This window comes from Streptomyces sp. NPDC048211 (genome assembly GCF_043202315.1).
Lineage (GTDB): Bacteria > Actinomycetota > Actinomycetes > Streptomycetales > Streptomycetaceae > Streptomyces.
The window spans coordinates 26,261-48,286 of record NZ_JBIDAD010000002.1; the positions used below are offsets into that span (position 1 = coordinate 26,261).

The 22,026-nt window shown below is 68.6% G+C and carries 15 protein-coding genes; 10 read left to right on the forward strand and 5 right to left on the reverse strand.

The window, feature by feature from the left end; all coding sequences use genetic code 11:
- The first annotated feature begins 14 nt into the window (after positions 1-14).
- Positions 15-1,010 (forward strand): aminoglycoside phosphotransferase family protein, encoded by a 996-nt coding sequence (locus tag ACGFZA_RS06810; RefSeq protein WP_393677720.1) that lies wholly within the window; start codon positions 15-17, stop codon positions 1,008-1,010.
- 33 nt (positions 1,011-1,043) lie between these two features.
- Positions 1,044-1,685, forward strand: coding sequence for a histidine phosphatase family protein (locus ACGFZA_RS06815; RefSeq protein ID WP_393677723.1), 642 nt, complete (start codon positions 1,044-1,046; stop codon positions 1,683-1,685).
- Positions 1,686-1,693: 8 nt separating this feature from the next.
- Here ACGFZA_RS06815 and ACGFZA_RS06820 read toward each other — a convergent pair whose 3' ends face one another.
- The 5 genes from ACGFZA_RS06820 to ACGFZA_RS06840 all read right to left on the reverse strand — a co-directional run bounded on the left by ACGFZA_RS06820 (position 1,694) and on the right by ACGFZA_RS06840 (position 10,921).
- A complete protein-coding gene (locus tag ACGFZA_RS06820) occupies positions 1,694-3,205 on the reverse strand; it encodes a hypothetical protein (RefSeq protein ID WP_393677725.1) in 1,512 nt (503 codons plus the stop codon).
- A 29-nt stretch (positions 3,206-3,234) separates the two neighbouring features.
- A complete protein-coding gene (locus ACGFZA_RS06825; RefSeq protein ID WP_393677727.1) occupies positions 3,235-3,444 on the reverse strand; it encodes a DUF397 domain-containing protein in 210 nt (69 codons plus the stop codon).
- Positions 3,441-4,274 carry a Scr1 family TA system antitoxin-like transcriptional regulator gene (locus ACGFZA_RS06830; RefSeq protein ID WP_393677729.1) on the reverse strand — a complete coding sequence of 278 codons (834 nt, stop codon included), beginning with the start codon at positions 4,272-4,274 and terminating at the stop codon, positions 3,441-3,443. The genes ACGFZA_RS06825 and ACGFZA_RS06830 overlap by 4 nt, the downstream gene beginning before the upstream one ends.
- Before the next feature lie 196 nt (positions 4,275-4,470).
- The gene (locus tag ACGFZA_RS06835; protein WP_393677731.1) at positions 4,471-6,699 is read right to left on the reverse strand and encodes a glycosyl hydrolase family 18 protein; all 2,229 of its coding nucleotides are present in this window, start codon (positions 6,697-6,699) and stop codon (positions 4,471-4,473) included.
- A 385-nt stretch (positions 6,700-7,084) separates the two neighbouring features.
- Positions 7,085-10,921: a GH92 family glycosyl hydrolase gene (locus ACGFZA_RS06840; RefSeq protein ID WP_393677733.1), complete on the reverse strand. Its 3,837-nt coding sequence runs from the start codon at positions 10,919-10,921 to the stop codon at positions 7,085-7,087.
- Positions 10,922-11,419: 498 nt separating this feature from the next.
- On the opposite strand from ACGFZA_RS06840, the gene ngcE reads away from it, so the two are divergent.
- The 8 genes from ngcE to dxs all read left to right on the forward strand — a co-directional run bounded on the left by ngcE (position 11,420) and on the right by dxs (position 21,964).
- On the forward strand, positions 11,420-12,862 hold the full coding sequence (ngcE, locus tag ACGFZA_RS06845; RefSeq protein ID WP_385286980.1) for an N-acetylglucosamine/diacetylchitobiose ABC transporter substrate-binding protein: 1,443 nt from the start codon (positions 11,420-11,422) through the stop codon (positions 12,860-12,862).
- 53 nt (positions 12,863-12,915) lie between these two features.
- Positions 12,916-13,839, forward strand: coding sequence for a carbohydrate ABC transporter permease (locus tag ACGFZA_RS06850; RefSeq protein WP_393677735.1), 924 nt, complete (start codon positions 12,916-12,918; stop codon positions 13,837-13,839).
- Between the two features lie 91 nt (positions 13,840-13,930).
- Entirely contained in the window at positions 13,931-14,851 is a 921-nt protein-coding gene (locus ACGFZA_RS06855; RefSeq protein WP_385286977.1) for a carbohydrate ABC transporter permease, read from the forward strand.
- A gap of 215 nt (positions 14,852-15,066) precedes the next feature.
- On the forward strand, positions 15,067-16,266 hold the full coding sequence (locus ACGFZA_RS06860; RefSeq protein ID WP_385287023.1) for an ROK family protein: 1,200 nt from the start codon (positions 15,067-15,069) through the stop codon (positions 16,264-16,266).
- 123 nt (positions 16,267-16,389) lie between these two features.
- Positions 16,390-17,457, forward strand: coding sequence for a sugar ABC transporter substrate-binding protein (locus ACGFZA_RS06865; RefSeq protein ID WP_385286975.1), 1,068 nt, complete (start codon positions 16,390-16,392; stop codon positions 17,455-17,457).
- 232 nt (positions 17,458-17,689) lie between these two features.
- Positions 17,690-18,478 (forward strand): ATP-binding cassette domain-containing protein, encoded by a 789-nt coding sequence (locus ACGFZA_RS06870; protein ID WP_030979331.1) that lies wholly within the window; start codon positions 17,690-17,692, stop codon positions 18,476-18,478.
- The gene (locus ACGFZA_RS06875) at positions 18,475-19,773 is read left to right on the forward strand and encodes a sugar ABC transporter permease (protein WP_385279321.1); all 1,299 of its coding nucleotides are present in this window, start codon (positions 18,475-18,477) and stop codon (positions 19,771-19,773) included. Before ACGFZA_RS06870 ends, ACGFZA_RS06875 begins: the two co-directional genes overlap by 4 nt.
- 217 nt (positions 19,774-19,990) lie before the next feature.
- Positions 19,991-21,964: a 1-deoxy-D-xylulose-5-phosphate synthase gene (gene dxs / locus ACGFZA_RS06880; RefSeq protein WP_393677740.1), complete on the forward strand. Its 1,974-nt coding sequence runs from the start codon at positions 19,991-19,993 to the stop codon at positions 21,962-21,964.
- The last annotated feature ends 62 nt before the right edge of the window (positions 21,965-22,026 follow it).

Below are 22,026 nucleotides of genomic sequence, written 5' to 3' on the forward strand. Positions count from 1 at the left end.
CAGGACGGCAGCGGATGAGCGCAGGCAGGATGCACCCCGACGAGCCCGAGACGGACCACGCCCTGGTCCGCCGGCTGATAAGCGCGCAGTTCCCGCGCTGGTCCGGCCTCCCCGTCGAGCGCGTCGGCGCCGCCGGTACCGCCAACGCGATGTACCGGCTCGGTGCGGACCTGGTCGTGCGGCTTCCCCGTACCGCGGGCTCGGCCGACGACACCGCCAAGGAGCACCACTGGCTGCCGCGCCTCGCGCCCTCGCTCCCGGTCGCGATCCCCGTTCCGCTGGGCGCGGGCGTTCCCGGCGAGGGCTATCCGTGGCCCTGGTCCGTCTACGCGTGGATCGACGGCAGCTGCCCGGTCGTCGGCGACCCCGCCGAAGCCGCCCCGCTCGCCCGGGACCTGGCCCGCTTCATCACCGCGCTCCACCGCGTCGACCCCACCGACGGGCCGCCGTCCTACCGCGGCGAAAGCCTCGCGGCCCGGGACTCCGCGGTCCGCGCGGCACTCGCGGACCTGAGCGCCGAGATCGACACCGGGGCAGCGGCCCGGGTCTGGGAGGCGACCCTGCGGGCGCCCGCCCCGACCGGCCCGCCGGTCTGGATCCACGCGGACCTGCAACCGGGCAACATGCTGACGGCCGACGGCCGGCTCACCGCCGTCATCGACTTCGGCTGCCTCGGCCTGGGCGACGTGGCCGTCGACCTGATCGTCGCCTGGTACGTACTGCCCGCCGGGGCGCGCCACACCTTCCGCAACGCCATGGAGGCGGACGACGCGGCCTGGGCGCGCGGCATCGGCTGGGCGCTGTCGATCGCACTGATGGAGCTCCAGTACTACCGGGAGACCAACGCGTTCATGGCCGGCACCGCCCGGCACGTCATCGGGGAGATCCTGGCCGGTCTCAGCGGCGGCGCGCGTAGCCGCATCCGGTCACTCCCGGGCGCGCCCGCCCGCCCCGCCACGGCAAGGAATGCGATCGTGGACCAGGGGGTTCGCACCAACGACAGCACGTGAGCGGTAACAGCACTGAGAGCGGATGGCCTTCACATGGGCGAGTTGATCCTGATCCGGCACGGCGAGACCGAGTGGTCCCGCAACGGACAGCACACGAGCCACACCGACCTGCCCCTGACGCCCCTGGGCGAACGCCAGGCCCGCGCCCTCGCGCCCCTGCTCGCCGACCGGCACATCGCGCTCACCCTGGTCAGCCCCTCCGTACGCGCCCGGCGCACCGCCGAACTCGCCGGACTGGCCGCGCCCCGCATCACCCCGGAGCTGCGCGAGTGGGACTACGGCGGCTACGAGGGCATCACCACGCAGGAGATCCACCGGACCCGCCCCGGCTGGAACCTCTGGACCGACGGCGTCACGGCCGGCCCGGACGCCCACCCGGGCGAGACCCCCGAAGCGGTGGGCGAACGGGCCGACCGGATCCTGGCCGAGGTCGCGGAAGCCGCCGGGCGGGCCGGCGACGAGGACATCGCCCTCGTCGCGCACTCCCACTTCCTGCGCGTCCTGACCGCCCGCTACCTCGGCCTCACCCCGGCCGAGGGCACGCTCTTCCAGCTCGCGACCGGTGCCGTGTCCCGGCTCGGCAGGGAGCACGGCCAGCCGGTCATCACGGCGTGGAACGTGACCCTTCCGGAGAGCCTGTTCCCCAGGGCCGTCCCGGACACCCCGCAGCTCTGAAGGGGCCCTCAGCCCGCGTCGGCGAGCTCGTCCTCCTCGTACAGGCCCTCCAGGTCGCCGATGCACTTCCCGGCGACCTCGGCCGCGAACCGCGGGCAGGTCCAGGACTCCACGCTGCGGGGCTCCTCGCCCGGCGGGAACTCCTCCGGGGCCCAGAAGTGCGCCATACCGGCGCGGAACCCCCCGCGCTTCAGCTCCGGGTGTGCGTCCTCGTGCGGGCACGCGGCGGGCAGGGGAGCCGCGGCGACGGCGCGCATGGTGGCCAGGACCCCCCGGACGACGGAGAGCGGAGGGCTCGGGTAGGAGATGTTCATCGCCTGGTGGGCGACGAGCAGCAGCACGGCGCGATCCCGGTCGTCGGACCGCTCGTGCCGTCGGGCCGCCCACAGACCCAGATCGTCGGCGTGCTTCTCGTTCCAGCTCTTGAAGTCCGTCCGTTCCACGAGCTTCTCGATGTCGAGCCGACCGTCAGCGCGCAGGTACTCGGCGTCGGCGTGCGAGGTGTCGCGCTCCCCGAAGAGCTCGTCGCGCCGCTCGCGCAGCTGCGCCAGGGTCTGGTCCGCGATCTCCGCCATGAGGACCGGGCACACCACTTCGTCGAGCGGGGCGTCCCCGCCGGAGGCGATGCGGCCCCGTTCGTAGATCGCCCGGCCGCCGGCACTGCTCAGCCGGATGCCGAGTTCCGCCGCGTTCGGCCCGCTGTCCGGCAGTGCCGGGTGCCCGTCGTGGGCGCAGTCACTGCCGGCGAAGTGGGGCAGTACCTTCTCCACTGCTTCGGCCAGGCCGTCGAGCACGGACTTCTTGCGTACCATGCCGGAAACCGCGTACCAGGTCACCGCCCTGACCACCTGTAGACGCCCCGCGCGGTCCGCCGGGTCCGCCTGGGAGAGCTCCGCCCCATGGCCGCTGATCTCGTCGTTGATGTCGGTCCACGGCTTCGGGTACCCGTGCAGCAGCGCCGACAGCGTACTGATGCTGTCCTTGGCCTCCAGCGGCAGACGGGGCGGCACATCCGTGACCGATCCGGGGCGGATGATGTCCAGAGCGATCCGCGTGAATCCGGCCGCGTTGCGCGGGCAACGCCACTCGCTCCGGGGCCGGTCCTCGTCCCAGTCGGCCGATTCGTCGGCGAGCGCGGGCAGCAGCTCGGCGAGGTAGGCGTCGTCCTCGTCGCCGTGGCTCCGGTACGGATGCGAGTCGTGGGGGCACTCACGGTCACGCAGGGCCCTGTCAGCGGTTTCCAGCGCCACCGCGGCCTGATCTGCGACGCCTGCTCCGGGCAGCCAGGTGAGATAGGGGGCCATCACCGCCAGCCCGATCGCCCAGACGTAGGCCGACTCGCCACCGGGGTCGGAGGCGAGATCGGCGGCGCAGTCGAGCACCGTCCGGTCGTAGGCGCTGTTGTTGGAGCTGTCGTAGTTCTCGCGTATGTCGTCCCAGATCTCGCTGAGTTCATCGAGGAACATGTCGTCGATGTCGTCGATGTCGTCCGTGTCGTCCGTGTCTGTCACGGACTTCATGACGCGCGAGGGACATGGCGAAGTTCCCGTCAGAGCGAGCCGTCACCGATGGCTGCGACGAAGGGGGCCCACCCTGCCCTCGCGAAGGTGATCGCCGGCCCCTCGGGGCCGGCCTTGCTGTCGCGTACGGGGACGATGCCGGGGACGTTGTCGGCGATCTCGACGCAGTCGCCCCCGTCGCCGTTGCTGTACGACGACGTGCGCCAGACGGCGGTGCTCAGGTCAGGTGTGGTGCTCATGGCGTCGCGAACTCCTTCGCCGCCGAGACGATCCGGACCAAGGACGCCTCCGGCGACAGCGCGGCAGCCCTGGCCAGATCGTATGCGGCGCTGTACTGCTCCACCAGCAGGGGTTCTTCCACGAGTTGGCCGCTGTAGGCGCTCTCCGTGTACACCACGGCAGGTGCGTCGGTGAACTGCATCAGCAGCATGGACGCGTGCAGGAAGGGATGCGCCCCGGCCGAGAACGGGAGCACCTGAGTGACGACACGAGGGCGGGAATCCGTCTGGGCGGCGAGGTGATTGAGCTGCTGGGCCATGACAGCACGCCCACCTACGGGCACGAGCGGAGCAGCCTCGTGAATCATGACCCACAGCACCGGCGCGGCGGGCGAGTCGAGGAGTTGGGCGCGCTCCATGCGCGTCGTGACATGGCCTTCGACCACCTCTGCGCTGGCGAAGGGATGTGCGGCCCGGGTGAGAGCCCGCGCATAGGAGCCGGTCTGCAACAGGCCGGGCACGAGCATGGCCGTGTAGCTGTCGATGGACGAGGCCCGCGCCTGGAGTTCGACCGCGTCCGCGAAGTACCCCGCCACCTTCGACGTCCGCGCCAGAAGGCACAGCCGCTGGAGATGCTCGCCGCTCCCCAGCAACTCATCGAGCGTGCGCGACAGTTCGAGCTGCGGCCGCCGGTCCCCCGCCTCGAACAGCCCGATGTACGTTCCGGAGCAGAACGCCCGGGAGCCCAACTCGCTCTGGGACATCCCGGCCGCCTCGCGCAGCCGCCGCAACTCGGCGCCGTAGAAGGCACGGGGATTGGTGTACGGGCCCAGATCCTTCGGCTGAGGCATGAGCGGAATGTAGCGGTGGTCCGGCCTGCCGCGCCTCCGATCGGCCCCGGCCCACCCCCACGGGTGACGCGCGGAAAGCGGGACAGGCGGGGGCGGCGTCCCGGGCGGGCCGGGTGTGCGGCGCGGTCCGGGCGGCGCAGCGGCCGCGGTCCGCCCGGGAGCTCCGGGCGGACCGCGGCCGCGGGGCGGGCGGACCTCAGCCGAGGCTGTCGGTCATCGCGTTGAGCAGCGTGCCCGACGCGTCGTCGTTCTCCAGGGAGAAGGCGAACATCCCGGCCAGCCCCTTGCTCTTGGCGTACGCGGCGCGTGCCTGGATGGCCCGCGGCGTGTCACCGGTCCAGAAGTTGGTCCCGTCGTAGATCCAGGAGCTCTCGGTGACCGGGTCCCAGTGGGTCTGGGCCTCGGTGGGGTGGAGTTCCTTCCAGGCCGCGAGCCCCGATTCCTGGCTCAGTGGTTTCGCGGCGGTCGGGCCGGTGGCGCTCTGGTAGAGCCCGTGGTCGGGGCCGGCCGGTACGCCGGTCCAGCCGCGCCAGTAGAAGGGCACACCGAGCACCAGCTTGGACGCGGGGAAGCCTCCCGTGATGCCGTACTCCGGGAGCCCGTCGGTGTAGGCGGTGACGGCTGTGTCGAGGTTGTACTTGGCGGTGCCGGGCTCCACCGGGGTGGCCGGGTCGCCGGGGCTGTCGTGCAGCGGGTCCTGGTGGTTGGTGGGCCCGGTGGCGTCCCATGCGCCGTGCATGTCGTAGGTCATCACGTCGGCGTAGTCCAGGTAGTCGCCGATCTTGTCGGTCTCCAGGAAGGCGATCTTGTCCTGGCCGCTGGGAAGGGCCGCGGTGAGCAGGAACTTCTTGCCGAGCGTGGCGCCGTACGCGTCGAGCTGGGTGCGGAACTCCTTGAGCAGCAGGGTGAAGTTGGCCTTGTCCGCGGGCGCGTAGTGGTTGCCGGTGTGCCCTCCGGCCGATCCCGGGTACTCCCAGTCGATGTCGATGCCGTCGAAGATCCCCGCGGCAGAGGCCGCGCCGCCGGACGGGTCGCCCTGGATGTTCTTCGGAAGGTTGCCCTTCATGAACATGTCGATGCAGGAGGAGACGTACGCCTTGCGGGACGCGGCGGTGGCGGCGGCGTCGGAGAAGTACTTGGAGTAGGTCCAGCCGCCCAGGGACACGGTCAGGCGAAGGTTCGGGTACGTCGCCTTGAGGGCGCGCAACTGGTTGAAGTTTCCCTTCAGCGGCTGCTCGTAGACATCGGCGACGCCGTCCACGCTGTCGGCGGCGGACACATCGGCCTGGTAGTCGGCGTAGGCGTCACCGGCACCGTCACCCGCGTTCGGGTTGTCCTCGTTGCCCGCGTCGGATGCCTTGATCGCCTCGAAACACTTGTGTGTCGTGGGGTGGACGTTCTCGAACGCGTAGGTGACCACGTCGAGTCCGGCCGCGGCGCCGCTGGTGCCGATCTGCTTCGGGTAGTACGCGTTCTCGTAGATCCCCCACTGGTCGAAGTAGGCGGAGGCGTAGGGCTTCGCGGCCGGTGCCGCCCCGGTGGTGACGGTGACCGCCGCGGACTGGGCGGAGGCGTGGGAGCCCTGGTAGCCCTGCACGGTGAACGTGTAGGTGTGGTTCGGCAGCAGTGAGCTGACGGCGACGGTGGTCCCCATGGAGGTGGCCACGAGCTCGCCCTTCGACCACACCTTGTACGAGGCCACGGCGCCGGTCTGCGAGGAGGTCGTCGATCCGTTCCACTTCAGCACGACGGCGTTGCCGGTTGCCCGGGTGGAGGCGACACCGGTGGGGGTGCTGACCTTGCCGTCGCCCGTGGGTCCGTTCGGAGGATCGGTGGGAGGCGGTGTGGTGGGTGGAGTGGTCGGCGGTGTGGTGGGGCCGGCGGGGCCGGTCAGGCTCAGGTCGTCGGCGCGGTAGGTGCCCTGCCCGTACCAGCCGTGGGTGAAGACGGTCACCGACGTCGTGTTCGCGCCCGTCGTGAACGTGGTCGAGATCTGCTTCCACGACGGTGCGGAGGGCGCCCAGGTACTCGCGTCGACACCGGTGCCGGTGGCTCCGAGGTAGACGTACGAGCCCTGCACCCAGCCGGTCAGGGTGTAGGCGGTGTCCGGCCGTACGGCCACGGTCTGGCCGCACTGCCCGGTGTCGGACGCGGTGGCGGCACCGGCCAGCGCGCCCGTGCCGCTGTGTGCGGTGGTGGAGACCGCGGCGCCGGTCGCGCAGGTCCACCCGTCCAGCGAGCCGGCCTCGAACCCGGCGTTGGTGAGCAGCGCAGTGTCCGCGGCGGAGGCGTGACCCGGGACGGCGGCGAGTGCCGTCCCCGAGGCGACGAGTACGGCGGCGACGGCCAGGGCCCCGTTGCGCCGTGCTCGTGCTGCCGGGCCGCGGACCTTCGCGGCCCCTGAACCGACTGGGCTTGCGGGCATGGTTCTACCTCCGTGGGTGCGGGGAGCCGGTGCGACCGAGATCTCCCCGCGTGACGTCGCGGTTGCCGGGACGGCGCCGCGACGTCTCCGAGCGGCGGGCCGGATCTCGGAAGCGCTTTAAGTGTTCATGCCACGTGGCGATACATCCGCGAGATTGGACTGGACCAATGCGCCGGGTCAAGGGTGCGGGCCGAAAATGGGGGAAACTTGGTGTAGACCAATTTCGGCCCGGTCGGCCCCGGCGCCCCGCCATCGCCCCGGCGCCCCGCCGTAGACCCCGGCACCCCGCCATCGGCCTCGGCCTCGGCATCACGACGTCGGGGGCGGACCGCCCGCGTGTGCGGGCGGCCCGCCCCCGACGGGACCGGACGTATGGACCGTCAGGTCAGGAGATCAGCTCCACCTCCGCGAGCGTCGCCTCGGCGTCGAGCACCAGCCGGTAGTGCGCGTACGCACCGCGCGCGGTCACGCTGAACACCCTCGTCTGCTTGTCCCAGGCGAAGGACTGTCCGGACCGCTTGTCGAGGTCCTTCCACGTCGTGCCGTCCGACGAGCCCTGCAGTGTCCAGCCACTCGGGGCCTTGGCCGCCTCGCCCGACGTCAGCGTGTACTGCGCCGCGTTCGTCGCCGAGGGGACCGGCAGCTCCACCGTGGCGGCGGTGGCCGTGGTGGCCGAGGTGTTGTCGAAGAGCGCGCCCTCGCCCTTCAGCACGTCCTTCTTCGGCGACGGCACCTCGTCGTCCTTGGTGATGGAGACCGGGGCGGCGTCCTTGCCGGTGCCCCAGGCGGACGGCTCGGAGCCCATGTCGAACTCCAGCACCCCGCCCTTGGCCAGCAGGTCGTGCGGCAGCGAGGTGGAGGTCCACTTCTTGCCGTTGACCTTCAGGCCCTGGACGTAGATGTTCTTCGCGCTGTTCTTCGGCGCCTTGACGACCAGGTCGTGGCCGTTCTCCAGGTGCACCGTGGTCTTGGTGAACAGCGGGGAGCCGATCGCGTACTCGCCACTGCCCATCACCAGCGGGTAGAAGCCCAGGGAGGAGAAGAGGAACCAGGCCGACTGCTCGCCGTTGTCCTCGTCGCCGTGGTAGCCCTGGCCGATCTCGCTGCCTGTGTACAGGCGGCCGAGGACCTCGCGGACCTTCTCCTGCGTCTTGTACGGCTGCGAGGCCGCGTCGTACATGTATGTGACGTGGTGCGCGACCTGGTTGCTGTGGCCGTACTGGCCCATCCGTACGTCACGGGCCTCCGTCATCTCGTGGATGACGCCGCCGTACGAGCCGACGAACTCGGGGCCCGCCGTCTCGGGGGTGGAGAAGTACGTGTCCAGCTTCTTGGCGAGACCGTCCCGGCCGCCGTACAGGTTGGCGAGGCCCTTGCTGTCCTGCGGAGCGGTGAAGGCGTAGCCCCAGCCGTTGGTCTCCGTGTAGTCGTAGCCCCAGACGCGGGGGTCGTACTGGTCGGACGGGAGGCGCCAGTCACCCTTGGCGTCCTTGCCCTGGAAGAAGCCGGCCTTGTCGTCGAACAGCTCGACGTAGTTGCGGGCCCGGTTCATGAAGTACTCGGACTCGTCCTTGTAGCGCTGCTTGTGCGTCTTCTCGTAGAGCGCCTGGCCCATCTGCGCGATGCCGTAGTCGTTGACGTAGCCCTCCATCGACCAGGACATGCCCTCGTGCGTGGCGGTGTTCGCGTAGCCGACGAACGGGGACGTCTCCATGCCCTTGCGGCCGACGCCCGAGGACGGCGGGACCACGGTGGCGTTCTTCAGGGCCGCGTCGTACGCCGCCTCCGCGTCGAACTTCACGCCCTTGACGTACGCGTCCGCGAACGCGACGTCCGAGGAGGTGCCCGTCATCAGGTCCGAGTAGCCCGGCGAGGACCAGCGGGAGATCCAGCCGCCGTCCTTGTACTGCTGGACGAAGCCGTCGACCATCTCACCGGCCTTCTTCGGCGTGAGGAAGGAGTACGCCGGCCACGTCGTCCGGTAGGTGTCCCAGAAGCCGTTGTTGACGTACACCTTCCCGTCGACGATCTTCGCGCCGGTGTGCGTCGGGGTGTCCGAGCCGACCTGCGGAGAGAACGGGGAGGCGTACTGGTCCTTGCCGCCGACCTTCTCGAAGCCCGAGTTCGGGTAGAGGTAGAGCCGGTACATGCTGGAGTAGAGCGTGGTCAGCTGGTCGGCGGTCGCGCCCTCGACCTCGATCTTGCCCAGCAGGCCGTCCCAGGCGTCCTGCGCCTTGTCCTCGACCCTGTCGAAGGAGCGCGAGGCGGGGATCTCGGCGGCGAGGTTCTGCTTCGCCTGGTCGATGCTGATCAGCGAGGTCGCGAGCCGCAGGTTGACGGTGCGGTCCTTGCCCGCGTCGAAGCGCAGGTAGCCGGTCACGTCGTCACCGCCGCCGCCGGAGAGCTTGCCGCTGCCGGTGACGGGCGCGTCGAAGACGCCGTAGACGAAGAGCCGGGTGGCGCCGGTCGAGCCGCCGCTCTTCACGTCGGAGAAGCCGGTGAAGGAACTCGTCTTCGGGTCGAGGGTGAGCCCGCCGTCGTTGGAGACGTTGTCGAAGACCATGCTCGCGTCGTCACCGGGGTAGGTGAAGCGCATCCGTGCCGCGTGGTCCGTCGGCGTCATCTCGGCCTTGAGGCCGTTCTCGAACGTCACCCCGTAGTAGTGGGGCCTGGCCGTCTCGTTCTCGTGCTTGAACGGCAGTGCGCGGGCCGTGCGCGAGGCGTCCGGGGTGCCGGAGGCCGCCGACGGCATCAGCTGGAAGGTCTGCCGGTCGCCCATCCAGGGGCTCGGCTCATGACTGGCGCTGAAGGCCTGCAGGGTGGGCAGGTTGTCGTCGTTGTTGCCGCGCGCGTAGTCGTACAGCCAGCTGGTCGATCCGGCGTTGGTGACCGGCGTCCAGAAGTTGAAGCCGTTGGGGACCGCGGTGGCGGGGAAGTTGTTGCCCCGCGAGAAGCCGCCGCTGGAATTGGTGCCGCGGACGGTCGACGCGTAGTCCGAGAGGTGCGCCTTGCGCTTCTCCGGGGCCTTGGGAGCGATCTTCAGGTCGTCGATCCAGCCCTGGAACTTCGCCGGACCCTTGGGGGAGTCGTAGGCGACCAGGATCCGGTCGACGGTCTTGCCCGCCGCGACCGTGCCGATCCGCGCGTCGACCTTGTTCCACTGGTTGACGTACAGCCGCTTGGCGTCCGCCTGGCCCCCGGGGGTCAGCAGCCCGCCGTTGGAGTCGGTGGCGTGCAGATCGCTCAGGTACGTGCCGTCCGTGAACGCCAGGTCCACCGCGACGTGCGTGGCCGGGTAGGACAGGTCCGTCTCGCCCATCTGGGGGTACACCAGGTAGGAAAGTTCGGTGTCCCGGGTGACGGCCGTGTTGACGTCGAAGATCTTGTTGTACGAGTACGCCCGGCCGTCGGCCTTGTGCGTGCCCGCGTACCGCAGGGCCTTCTTTCCGGTGAAGCCCGCGCCGGCCTTGGCGGTGGGGGAGCCCGACGGGCCGCGGTCGATCTGGCTGCGCATGTCGTCGGGGGCGGGGGCGGAGGTGTCCCCGTCGGAGAACTGGACGTCGGCGAGCTGGGTCGCGTCTGAGGCGCCGTTGTTCTTCGTGATGTCCAGGCGGAAGTGCTGGTAGGCCTTGTCCGCCGTGAAGTCGTACGACTTGGTCTGGAAGCGCTCGCTGAAGGTCTGGCCGGTCCGGGTGTCCAGGTCCGTCCAGGTCTTGCCGTCCTCGGAGCCCTGAAGGGTCCAGTCCTTGGGGTCCCGCTCGTCGTGGTCGTCGGCGGAGGTCAGCGCGTACGTCACGACCTTGACCGGCTCGATCAGGTCGAACTCGGCCCAGGCGGTGGGCTCGAAGGACAGCCACTTCGTACCCGATTCGCCGTCGATGAGGTTTTCCTTCACCTCGCCGCCGCCGGTGTTCTCGTCGCTGGCGCGGACGTCTGTGACCTTGTCGGTCACATTGCCCGGTATTCCGGCGGAGAAGCCGCCGTCGATACCCGATGCCCGCTTCTTGCCGTCGGGGCCTTCTTCAACGGTATTGCGCCAGTCCGGCTGCTTTTCGTCTGCCTCGAAAGACGAGCTGAAGGTCCGTTCGCCGGCGGGCTTCTGGCCCTTCGCGGCCGAGGTGGCCGCGGCAGCGGTGGGGGCTGTCACGAGCAGGACGAGTGAGGCCGCTATCAGCGCGGCCGTGCTGCTTTGTCTCTTGCGAGAACCATGTCGGGGCTGCATGCCGAGCCATTCCTCCCGAGGAAGTGCGCTTGGACAACGTTGTCATAGGGGGACGCAGGAACCAGTAGGGAGTGAAGTGGCTGCTGGTGTCAAGGGTGTTGGATCAGAGGCCGTGTTCGAATCGACCGGAATGCGGAAATCGTTACATCCGAAGGAGGCCGTGCGGTGCCGAGGTATCCGCGAGGTCTCAACTCGGGAAAGACTGCCGTCCAAACCTGCATTCGATCTTGCTCAGTTGGCGACAAGTGGACTATACCTGTCGGCGTCTGCACAGCTTCTTTCCAACTGTGCGGCAAGGGGAGACACGGGGGCGGGACAACGGGGCACCACAGGTGCGCCGGCTGTTCGGTATCCTCGCGCCCCCCACTGCATCGACCAGCCAGAAATCTGCACCACCCAAGCGCAACTGACCGCGGTGGCGGGGCCCTTCGCCTGAGGCGATATCGACGGGCGACCGGTACACACCGCCTGAGTCCTGGAGAAGGCGAGGACTTGAGCATGGGATCCACCTCGGGCCACAAGAATGAGGGCCTTGGCCGTCGCGATGTGATCAAGCGTTCTGCCGCACTCGGTCTGATCACCATCCCGACGATGAGCTTCCTGTCTGCCTGCGCGAGCAGCGACGACGGCGGCGACAAGCAGGTCGAGAAGGGCAAGACCAGCGCGAAGAACCCGCTGGGCGTCAACGAGACGGCCGCGCTCGACGTGGTCATCTTCGACGGCGGCTTCGGTCAGCAGTACGCGATCGACGCCGAGAAGAAGTACACCGCGGCCTTCCCGAAGGCCAAGGTCAAGCACTCCGCGACGCAGAAGATCCAGTCGCAGCTGCAGCCGCGCTTCAACGGCGGCACCCCGCCGGACCTGATCGACAACTCCGGTGCCGAGCAGATGGACATGGGTGTCCTCGTCGGCAAGAAGCAGCTGATGGACCTGACGCCGCTGATGGACGCCCCGTCCATCGACGACCCGAGCAAGAAGGTCCGCGACACGCTGCGCCCGGGTGTCCTGGAGATGGGTCAGTTCGACGGCGACCCGGTCTGGATCATGTACTACGCGTACACCGTGTACGGCGTCTGGTACTCGCAGACCAACCTGGAGAAGCTGGACGCCGAGTATCCCGAGGACTGGGATGCCATGCTCGCCCTGTGTGAGAAGGCGAAGAAGAAGGGCATCGCCGGCTGGACGTACCCGGGCAAGTACCCGTACTACCTGCCGTTCTCGCTCTACCCGTTCATCGGCAAGATCGGTGGCCGGGAGGTTCTCGACAAGATCGACAACCTGGAGCCGAACGCCTGGAAGGACCCCGCGGTCAAGGCGGCGTTCGAGGCGTACTACGAGCTGTACAAGAAGGGGTACATCCTCAAGGGCACCCCGGGCCTGACCCACATCCAGTCGCAGACCGAGTGGACCAAGGGCAAGGCGCTCTTCATCCCGAACGGTTCGTGGGTGGAGAACGAGGCGGCGCCGACCACGCCCAAGGACTTCAAGATGATGGTCTCGGCCCCCTCCAGCCTGGACTCGTCGGACAAGCTGCCCTTCGGCACCATCTGGGCGTCCGGCGGCGAGCCCTTCGTCGTCCCGGCGAAGGCGAAGAACCCGCAGGGCGGCATGGAGCAGCTGCGCATCATGCTCTCCGAGGAGTCCTCGAAGAACTTCACCAAGCAGGTCAAGTCCCTGAGCGCCTTCAACGGCGGCACCGACGGCCTGACCCTGTCCACGGCCATGCAGGCCGGTGTCGACGCGCTGAAGAAGGCCGGCGACAACGTGGTGAACCCGCGCATGCAGGACTGGTACGTGAAGCTCCAGAAGGAGCAGATCGGCACCGCCGGCATCGGCGAGATGATGGCCGGGCGTCTGACGCCCGCCGAGGCCATCAAGAAGATCCAGGCCTACGCGGACGCCGCGGCCAAGGACCAGTCCATCAAGCACTACAAGCACTAGTGAGTACCCGTCACCAACGGCGGCACCCGCGGAAAGATCGGGGTCGGTAAACGATGCAGCACGGCAAGTACCGGTTCATTGTGGGGTTCCTGGTAGCCCCACTGGCGTTGTACGCGGTCTTCGTCATCTGGCCGTTCATCCAGTCCATCTACTACTCGTTCACGGACTGGACCGGCCTGAGCCCGGACTTCAAGATGGTCGGCCTCGACAACTACACGAGGATGCTCAAGGACGACATTTTCTGGAAGTCGCTGCAGCACAGCGTGCTGCTCGTGCTGCTGCTGCCGTTGGTGACGCTGGGCCTCGCGCTCTTCTTCGCCTTCATGCTCAATGTCGGAGGCCGTCGGCGCAAGAACGCCGCGGTCTCCGGCGTGCGGGGCTCGGGGTTCTACAAGATCGCCTATTTCTTCCCGCAGGTGCTTTCGATCGTCATCGTCGCCCTGCTGTTCCAGTTCGCGTACAACCCGCGCAGTGGAATGCTGAATTCGGCGCTCGCGGGAATCGGGCTCGACTCCATCCAGCCGGACTGGCTGGGTGACCCGAATCTGGCACTCATCTGCGTCATGGTGGTGCTGGTCTGGTCGACGGTCGGATTCTTCGTCGTCCTCTTCTCCGCCGGAATGGCGTCCATCCCGAAGGACTTCTACGAGGCGGCACTCCTGGACGGGGCCAGCCGCGTCACGACGTTCTTCAAGATCACCCTGCCGCTGCTCTGGGACACCGTGCAGTCGGGGTGGGTCTACATGGGCATCCTGGCGCTCGGGGTCGAGGCGTTCACGGCCGTACAGGTCATGACCGTCGGCCCCGGTGGTCCCGACTACGCGACCTCGGTCCTGCCGCTGTACGTCTACCAGACGGCGTTCCGCGACGGTCAGGCCGGATACGCGACCACGATCGGTGTCGGGCTGCTCATCGTCACCATGGTGTTCGCGGCCATCGTGATGCGGCTGGGCCGGCGCGAGCGGCTGGAGTTCTGATGCCGCGCCTCCCGGGACACGCTGCCCGGATCCCCGGCACGCACAACAGCCCGGCCCCGGCGGCCGGCACGACAGTACGAGGTGACCACGCGTGAAGACCACTGAAACCCCACCCGTGGTCACGGTGACGGAGCCCGGCCCCGTGTCCAAGTCGCCCGCACCGGGCGGCGGCAAGGAGAAGAGCAGCGAGGGCAAGGTCCTCAACGTCTTCTCGCACGGTGTGCTGATCATCTGGGCGGTCCTGGTGGTCATGCCGCTGCTCTGGGCGATCATGACCTCGTTCAAGACCGACGACTCGATCCTGTCGACACCGTGGGCGCTGCCGGACAAGCTCCACTTCGAGAACTGGTCACGCGCCTGGGGTCAGGCGCACATGAGCGAATACTTCTTGAACACGGTCGTGGTGGTGGGCGGTTCGCTCATCGGCACGCTGCTGCTCGGCTCGATGGCGGCGTACGTGCTGGCCCGGTTCGACTTCCCGGGCAACCGCTTCGTGTACTACCTGTTCATCGGCGGGATGAGCTTCCCGATCATCCTGGCGCTGGTCCCGCTGTTCTTCGTGATGAACAACATGGGACTCCTGAACACGACGCACGGGCTGATCCTGGTCTACATCGCCTACTCGCTGCCGTTCACCGTCTTCTTCCTCACCTCCTTCTTCAGGACGCTGCCGGGCTCCGTGGCGGAGGCGGCGATGCTCGACGGGGCCTCGCACACCCGGACGTTCTTCCAGGTGATGCTGCCCATGGCGAAGCCCGGTCTGATCAGCGTCGGCATCTTCAACTTCCTCGGGCAGTGGAACCAGTACATGCTGCCCACGGTGCTGAACAGCGACCCCGACCACCGGGTGCTCTCCCAGGGACTCGTCGAACTGGCCAACAGCCAGGGCTACAAGGGCGACTGGTCCGGTCTCTTCGCCGGTCTGGTGATGGCGATGCTCCCGGTCCTCGCGGCCTACATCGTCTTCCAGCGCCAGGTCGTGGCCGGTCTGACCGCGGGAGCGGTGAAGTAATAGCCCGAGCACTTCCTCACGGAACCACCGAACCGCCCTCCGGCAGCCCTGCCGGCGGGCGGTTCGTCTGTGTACGGGGGAGTTCGTGGAGCGTGCCGAGCGAGGGTTCGGTGCTCATCCGAGGCTTCGACTGCTCAAGGTCTTGACGGGGGGTACCCCAAAACGCTCAGCTTAGAGTTCACATGTTGGAGAATATGGCAGGAGTGAGAGAGTCGATGGAGACTCCGGGGTCGCAGACATCTCTGCATCGCGCCAACCTTGAGCGGGTCGTGCGCGCCGTACGTATGGCGGGCTCGCTCACCCAGGCGGAGATCGCCAGGAGTACGGGCCTCTCCGCGGCCACCGTCTCCAATATCGTTCGCGAACTGAAGGAGGGCGGCACCGTCGAGGTGACCCCCACCTCGGCCGGCGGCCGCCGGGCCCGCAGCGTCTCGCTCAGCGGGGACGCGGGCATCGTCATCGGCGTCGACTTCGGACACACGCACCTTCGGGTCGCGGTCGGCAACCTGGCCCACCAAGTGCTCGCGGAGGAGTCCGAGCCGCTGGACGTGGACGCCTCGTCCGCCGAGGGCTTCGGACGGGCGGAACAGCTGGTCAACCGGCTGATCGAGACCACCGGGATCAGCCCGGGCAAGGTCATCGGGGTGGGGCTCGGTGTTCCCGGCCCGATCGACGTCGAGTCCGGCACGCTGGGCTCCACGTCGATCCTGCCGGGCTGGACGGGCATCAACCCCAGCGAGGAGCTCGCCGGACGCCTGGGCGTGCCGGTGTACGTCGACAACGACGCGAACCTCGGGGCGCTGGGCGAGCTGGTGTGGGGGAGCGGCCGGGGGGTCCGGGATCTCGCGTACATCAAGGTCGCGAGCGGCGTCGGCGCCGGTCTGGTGATCGACGGGCACATCTACCGGGGTCCCGGCGGCACGGCCGGCGAGATCGGCCACATCACGCTCGACGAATCGGGCCCCGTCTGCCGTTGCGGCAACCGCGGGTGCCTGGAGACCTTCACGGCCGCACGGTACGTCCTGCCCCTGCTCCAGCCCAGCCACGGGCCCGATCTGACCATGGAGCGGGTGGTGCAGCTGGCCCGTGAGGGCGACCCGGGGTGCCGCCGGGTGATCGGCGACGTGGGGCGGCACATCGGCAGCGGGGTGGCCAACCTCTGCAATCTGCTCAACCCGAGCCGGGTCGTGCTCGGCGGCTCGCTCGCGGAGGCGGGCGAGCTGGTCCTGGGGCCCATCCGCGACTCCGTGTCGCGCTACGCCATCCCCAGCGCCGCACGGCAGCTCTCGGTGCTGCCCGGGGCTCTCGGCGGACGGGCGGAGGTGCTGGGCGCACTGGCCCTCGTCCTGAATGAGATGGGCGATTCGTCCCTGTTGGAAAGCACTCTCCCGACAGCGACCCCTGCCTTCACTTAGATAACGAATGGCACCGTTGTCATCTCGTTAAGAATTTACTCCTTGACGCCACGCCTGCGGCCGAGTTGACTCCAATCCACCTCGGCCGCAACGCTGCGGCCTCGTCAGGGAGGCACACCCGCAATGAACGCAATGACGCGACGCATCGTCATAGGCACGGCCGCAGTTTCGATGGCCGTATCCCTTGCCGCCTGTGGCAAGGCGGGCGACGACAAGAAGGACTCGGCGGACTCGGGCAGCAAGACCAAGATCGGTCTGCTGCTCCCGGAGAACAAGACCGCCCGTTACGAGACGCTCGACAAGCCGCTGTTCATCGAGGCCGTCAAGAAGGACTGCGCGGACTGCGAGGTTGTCTACAACAACGCGGCGGGTGACGTCGGCCAGCAGAAGCAGCAGTTCGAGCAGCAGATAGCCGACGGCATCAAGGTCATCGCGATCTCCTCGGTCGACGCCGAGAAGTCCGCCGCGTGGGTCGCCGACGCGCACAAGAAGGGCGTCAAGGTCGTCGCGTACGACCGCGCCATCGTCGGTGCCGACGCCTACGTCAGCCACGACAACGAGAAGATCGGCAAGCTCCAGGGCCAGGCCGTTCTCGACGCCCTCGGCTCCAAGGCCGCCGGCGCCAACCTCGTCATGATCAACGGTGACGAGAAGGACCCGAACGCCGGTCTGTTCAAGAAGGGCGCCCACGCGTCCCTCGACGGCAAGATCAAGATCGCCTACGAGGCGTCGGGCGAGTGGGACCCGAAGATCGCCGGCGAGAAGATGACCGCCGCCATCTCCTCGGTCGGCAAGGGCAAGATCAACGCGGTCTACTCCGCCAACGACGGCATGGCCGGCGGCATCATCACGTCCCTGGACAACGCCGGCATCAAGGACATCCCGGTGGGTGGCCAGGACGCCGAGCTCCCCGGTATCCAGCGGATCATCGCCGGTACGCAGACCTTCACGATCTACAAGTCGCCGAAGCAGCTCGCCCCGGCGGCCGCCCAGTTCGCCGTCAACCTGCTCCAGGGCAAGGACATCGGCGCCCAGGGCGAGACGGACGGTGTTCCCTCCACGCTGCTCGAGCCGACCGTGGTGAACAAGGACAACATCCAGTCCACCGTGATCAAGGACGGCATCTACAAGGTGGCCGATGTCTGCGTCAAGGACATCGCCGCCAAGTGCACCGCGCTGGGCATCAAGTAGTACCTCCTCGCGCCAGGGCCGACAGGCCCTGGCGCGTGCGGGTCTGATCCGCTCCGTACGGCGGAGTCCGCCCGCCCCCATGACCGTCCGGCCCCGACCGGCTCACACCCCGCTGCCGGCCGGGTGCCGGACAACTCTTCCCCCAGTACTTCCGTACGTCGACGCTGCCCCTCGTGGCGCGGCGTCTCCGCCGGTCAGGCGGCACATCCCCGCCGGTCAGGCGGCGAAGGAGATGGTTCACGTGTCACAGACGCCCGTGCTGGCGTTGCGTGGAGTCTTCAAGCGATTCGGAGCGGTCCAGGTCCTCTCCGGTGTCGATCTCGAAGTCCATGCCGGAGAAGTGGTCGCCCTGGTCGGCGACAACGGAGCCGGAAAGTCCACGCTGGTCAAGACGATCGCCGGCGTGCACCCCATCGATGAGGGCGTCATCGAGTGGGAGGGCGCGAAGGTGGACATCAACCGTCCGCACGACGCCCAGAACCTCGGCGTCGCGACCGTCTACCAGGACCTCGCGCTCTGCGACAACCTGGACGTCGTCGCCAACCTCTTCCTCGGGCGCGAGATCAAGAAGGGCGGCGTCCTCGACGAGGTCGCCATGGAGAAGCGGGCCCAGGACCTCCTGTCCACGCTCTCCATCCGCATTCCCAGCGTCCGTATCCCGGTCGCCGCGCTCTCCGGAGGCCAGCGCCAGGTCGTGGCCATCGCCCGCGCCCTGGTCGGCAACCCCAAGATCGTGATCCTGGACGAGCCCACCGCGGCCCTCGGCGTCGAGCAGACCGCACAGGTCCTCGACCTGGTGGAGCGGCTGCGCGAGCAGAACCTCGGCGTCATCCTCATCAGCCACAACATGGCCGATGTGAAGGCTGTCGCCGACAAGGTCGCCGTGCTGCGGCTCGGCCACAACAACGGCATCTTCCCTGTGGCGACGACCAGCCACGAAGAAATCATCGCCGCGATCACGGGAGCCACGGACAACGCCGTGACCCGCCGCAAGTCCCGCAGCGCGGAGGCATCCAAGTGAGCAACATCAACAAGACTTCGGCCAAGGTCCCGGCCCAGGCAGAGCCCACCGAGGCCCCCGCCGCCGCGGCCGGCGCGGTCAGGGTCGTCGACCCCCGCCTGCTCATCCGTGAGCAGGGCTTCAAGGGCTACTGGACCGAGTTCAAGCGCAAGGTGCGCTCGGGCGAGATCGGCTCGCTGCCCGTCGTGGTGGGCCTGATCGTCATCGGGATCGTCTTCCAGCTCGAGACCGGCAACTTCCTCACCTCGTACAACCTCGACCAGATCACGCTGTACGCGGCGGGCCCCGGCATCATGGCCGTGGGTATCGTCTTCGTCCTGCTGCTCGGCGAGATCGACCTCGCGGTAGGTTCCGTCGCGGGTCTCGCGGGTGCGATGTGGGCCGTGGTCGGCACGGACATACCCGACTCCCTGGCCATCGTGGTCGGCATCCTGTCCGGCACGGTCATCGGCGCCTTCCACGGCATCGTCTTCGCCAAGATCGGCGTGCCCGCGTTCGTCGTGACCCTGGCGGGCTTCCTGGGCTGGGCCGGTCTGCAGACCTGGGTGATGGGCGAGAAGTCCACCATCACCACCCCGCTCGGCAGCTTCGTCCGCGACCTGACCAGCTACTACTTCGCCGACGTCGCCGCCGCCTACGGTCTCGCCGTCTTCGTGATCGTGGCCTTCTACCTCGCGCAGTTGCGCGACGCCCGTCGCCGCAAGGCCGCGGAGCTGCCGCACCGCCCGCAGAGCGAGATCATCCTGCGCACCGTGCTGCTCGCGATCCTCTCCCTCCTCGCGGCGTACGCCTTCAACCAGGAGCAGGGCCTCCCGCTCTCCCTGGTGATCTTCCTCGCGATCCTGGTTTTCACCGACTTCGTCCTGCGCCGCACCACCTACGGCCGTCAGATCTTCGCGGTCGGCGGTGGCATCGAGGCAGCGCGCCGTGCCGGTATCAACGTGTCCTGGATCCGCATCTCGGTGTTCATGATCTCCGGCACGCTCGGTGCGGTCGGCGGTCTCTTCCTCGCCTCCGCGACCGGCGGCGCCGACCGCTCGCTCGGCGGCGGCAACCAGCTCATGATGTGCATCGCCGCAGCCGTCATCGGTGGTACGTCCCTGTTCGGCGGACGCGGCAAGGTCTGGTCCGCGCTGCTGGGCATCCTGGTCATCCAGTCGATCGTCCAGGGCCTCAACCAGATGAACCTGTCGTCGAACGCGATCCAGTACATGATCACCGGTGGAGTACTCCTCATCGCCGTGATCATCGACTCGGTCTCGCGCAAGACCCAGAAGACCGCAGGCCGCGCCTAGGATCTCCGGATCAGACCGGATCAGGGAGCGAGGCCCTGGCACCACCCCTCGTCCGGAGCGGTCAGGACCGTGCCCGGCGCCCTTCCAGGGCGCCGGGCACGGTCGCGTTCGGGCACCGGGTGGGGCAGCACACCCCCGCCCGACGCCCGATGCGGCGAACGGAACATTAGACTCATCGGATCGGCATGCTCGACCAGCACAATCGCAAGGAGGCACGGTGACACAGCCGCGCGAAGCGCGTCAGGCGGTGACGGGCGACGGATGGGATCTGCTGGCCCGCATCGACGGACCGCGTGACCTGGACCGGCTCACCCCCGAGCAGCTGGAGCAGCTCGCCGAAGAGATCCGGACGTTCCTCGTCGACGCCGTCTCCAAGACCGGCGGACACCTCGGGCCCAACCTCGGCGTGGTCGAGCTGACCATCGCCCTGCACCGGGTCTTCGACTCGCCGAAGGACAAGGTCCTCTTCGACACCGGCCACCAGAGCTATGTGCACAAGCTCCTCACCGGCCGCCAGGACTTCTCGAAGCTCAAGAGCAAGGGCGGCCTCTCCGGCTACCCCTCACGTGCCGAGTCCGCGCACGACGTCATCGAGAACTCGCACGCCTCCACCGTGCTCGGCTGGGCCGACGGCCTCGCCAAGGCGAACGAGGTGCTGGGCAAGGACGACCACGTCGTCGCTGTCATCGGTGACGGGGCTCTCACCGGCGGCATGGCCTGGGAGGCGCTGAACAACATCGCCGCCGCCAAGGACCGCCCGCTCGTCATCGTCGTCAACGACAACGAGCGCTCCTACGCCCCGACCATCGGCGGCCTGGCCAACCACCTCGCGACCCTGCGCACCACGGACGGCTACGAGCGCTTCCTGGCCCGCGGCAAGGACCTCCTGGAGCGCACACCCGTCGTCGGGAAGCCGCTCTACGAGACGCTGCACGGCGCCAAGAAGGGCCTGAAGGACTTCATCGCCCCGCAGGGCATGTTCGAGGACCTCGGACTGAAGTACGTGGGCCCGATCGACGGTCACGACCTGGAGGCCCTGGAGTCCGCGCTCCAGCGCGCCAAGCGCTTCGGCGGGCCCGTCATCGTGCACTGCCTCACGGAGAAGGGCCGCGGTTACACCCCGGCGCTGCTCGACGAGGCCGACCGCTTCCACGCCGTCGGCAAGATTCACCCCGACACGGGCCTCCCCGTCGCGACCTCCGGCCTGGACTGGACCTCCGTCTTCGGCGAGGAGATGGTCAAGCTCGGCAAGGAGCGCGAGGACATCGTCGCGATCACCGCGGCCATGCTCCAGCCGGTCGGCCTGACCAAGTTCGAGAAGGCCTTCCCGGACCGGATCTACGATGTCGGCATCGCCGAGCAGCACGGCGCGGTCTCCGCGGCGGGCCTCGCCACCGGCGGTCTGCACCCGGTCTTCGCGGTGTACGCCACCTTCCTCAACCGCGCCTTCGACCAGGTCCTGATGGACGTCGCCCTGCACAAGTGCGGTGTGACGTTCGTCCTGGACCGGGCCGGGGTCACCGGTACGGACGGCGCCTCGCACAACGGCATGTGGGACATGTCGATCCTGCAGTGCGTGCCGTCGCTGCGGATCGCCGCCCCGCGCGACGCCGACCAGGTCCGCGCCCAGCTGCGCGAGGCCGTCGAGGTCGACGACGCGCCGACGGTGGTCCGCTTCTCCAAGGGCGCGGTCGGTCCGTCGGTCAAGGCCGTCGGCACGGTCGGCGGCATGGACGTGCTCCGCGAGCCGGCCGCCGCCCGGCCGGACGTCCTGCTCGTCTCCATCGGGGCGCTCGCCCCGATGTGCCTGGAGATCGCCGACCTGCTCGACGCCCAGGGCATCTCGACCACCGTCGTGGACCCGCGCTGGGTCAAGCCCGTGGACGAGGCCATGGCCCCGCTCGCGGCGAAGCACCGGGTCGTCGTCACCGTCGAGGACAACAGCAGGGCCGGCGGTGTCGGCTCCGCCGTCGCCCAGGCGCTGCGCGACGCCGACGTCGACGTACCGCTGCGGGACTTCGGCATTCCGCCGGTCTTCCTCGACCACGCCTCCCGCAAGGAGGTCATGGCCGAGATCGGGCTGACCGCGCCGGACATCGCCCGTCAGGTCACCGGCCTGATCGCCAGGCTCGACGGCCGCTACGACACGGACGCCGAGAGCCGCTCCGTGGCGGAGCCGGTCCGGGACTGACCCGCGCACCGACGCACTCCGATTGGGCCGGTCGCCCACCCTGTACGGGTGGTCCGACCGGC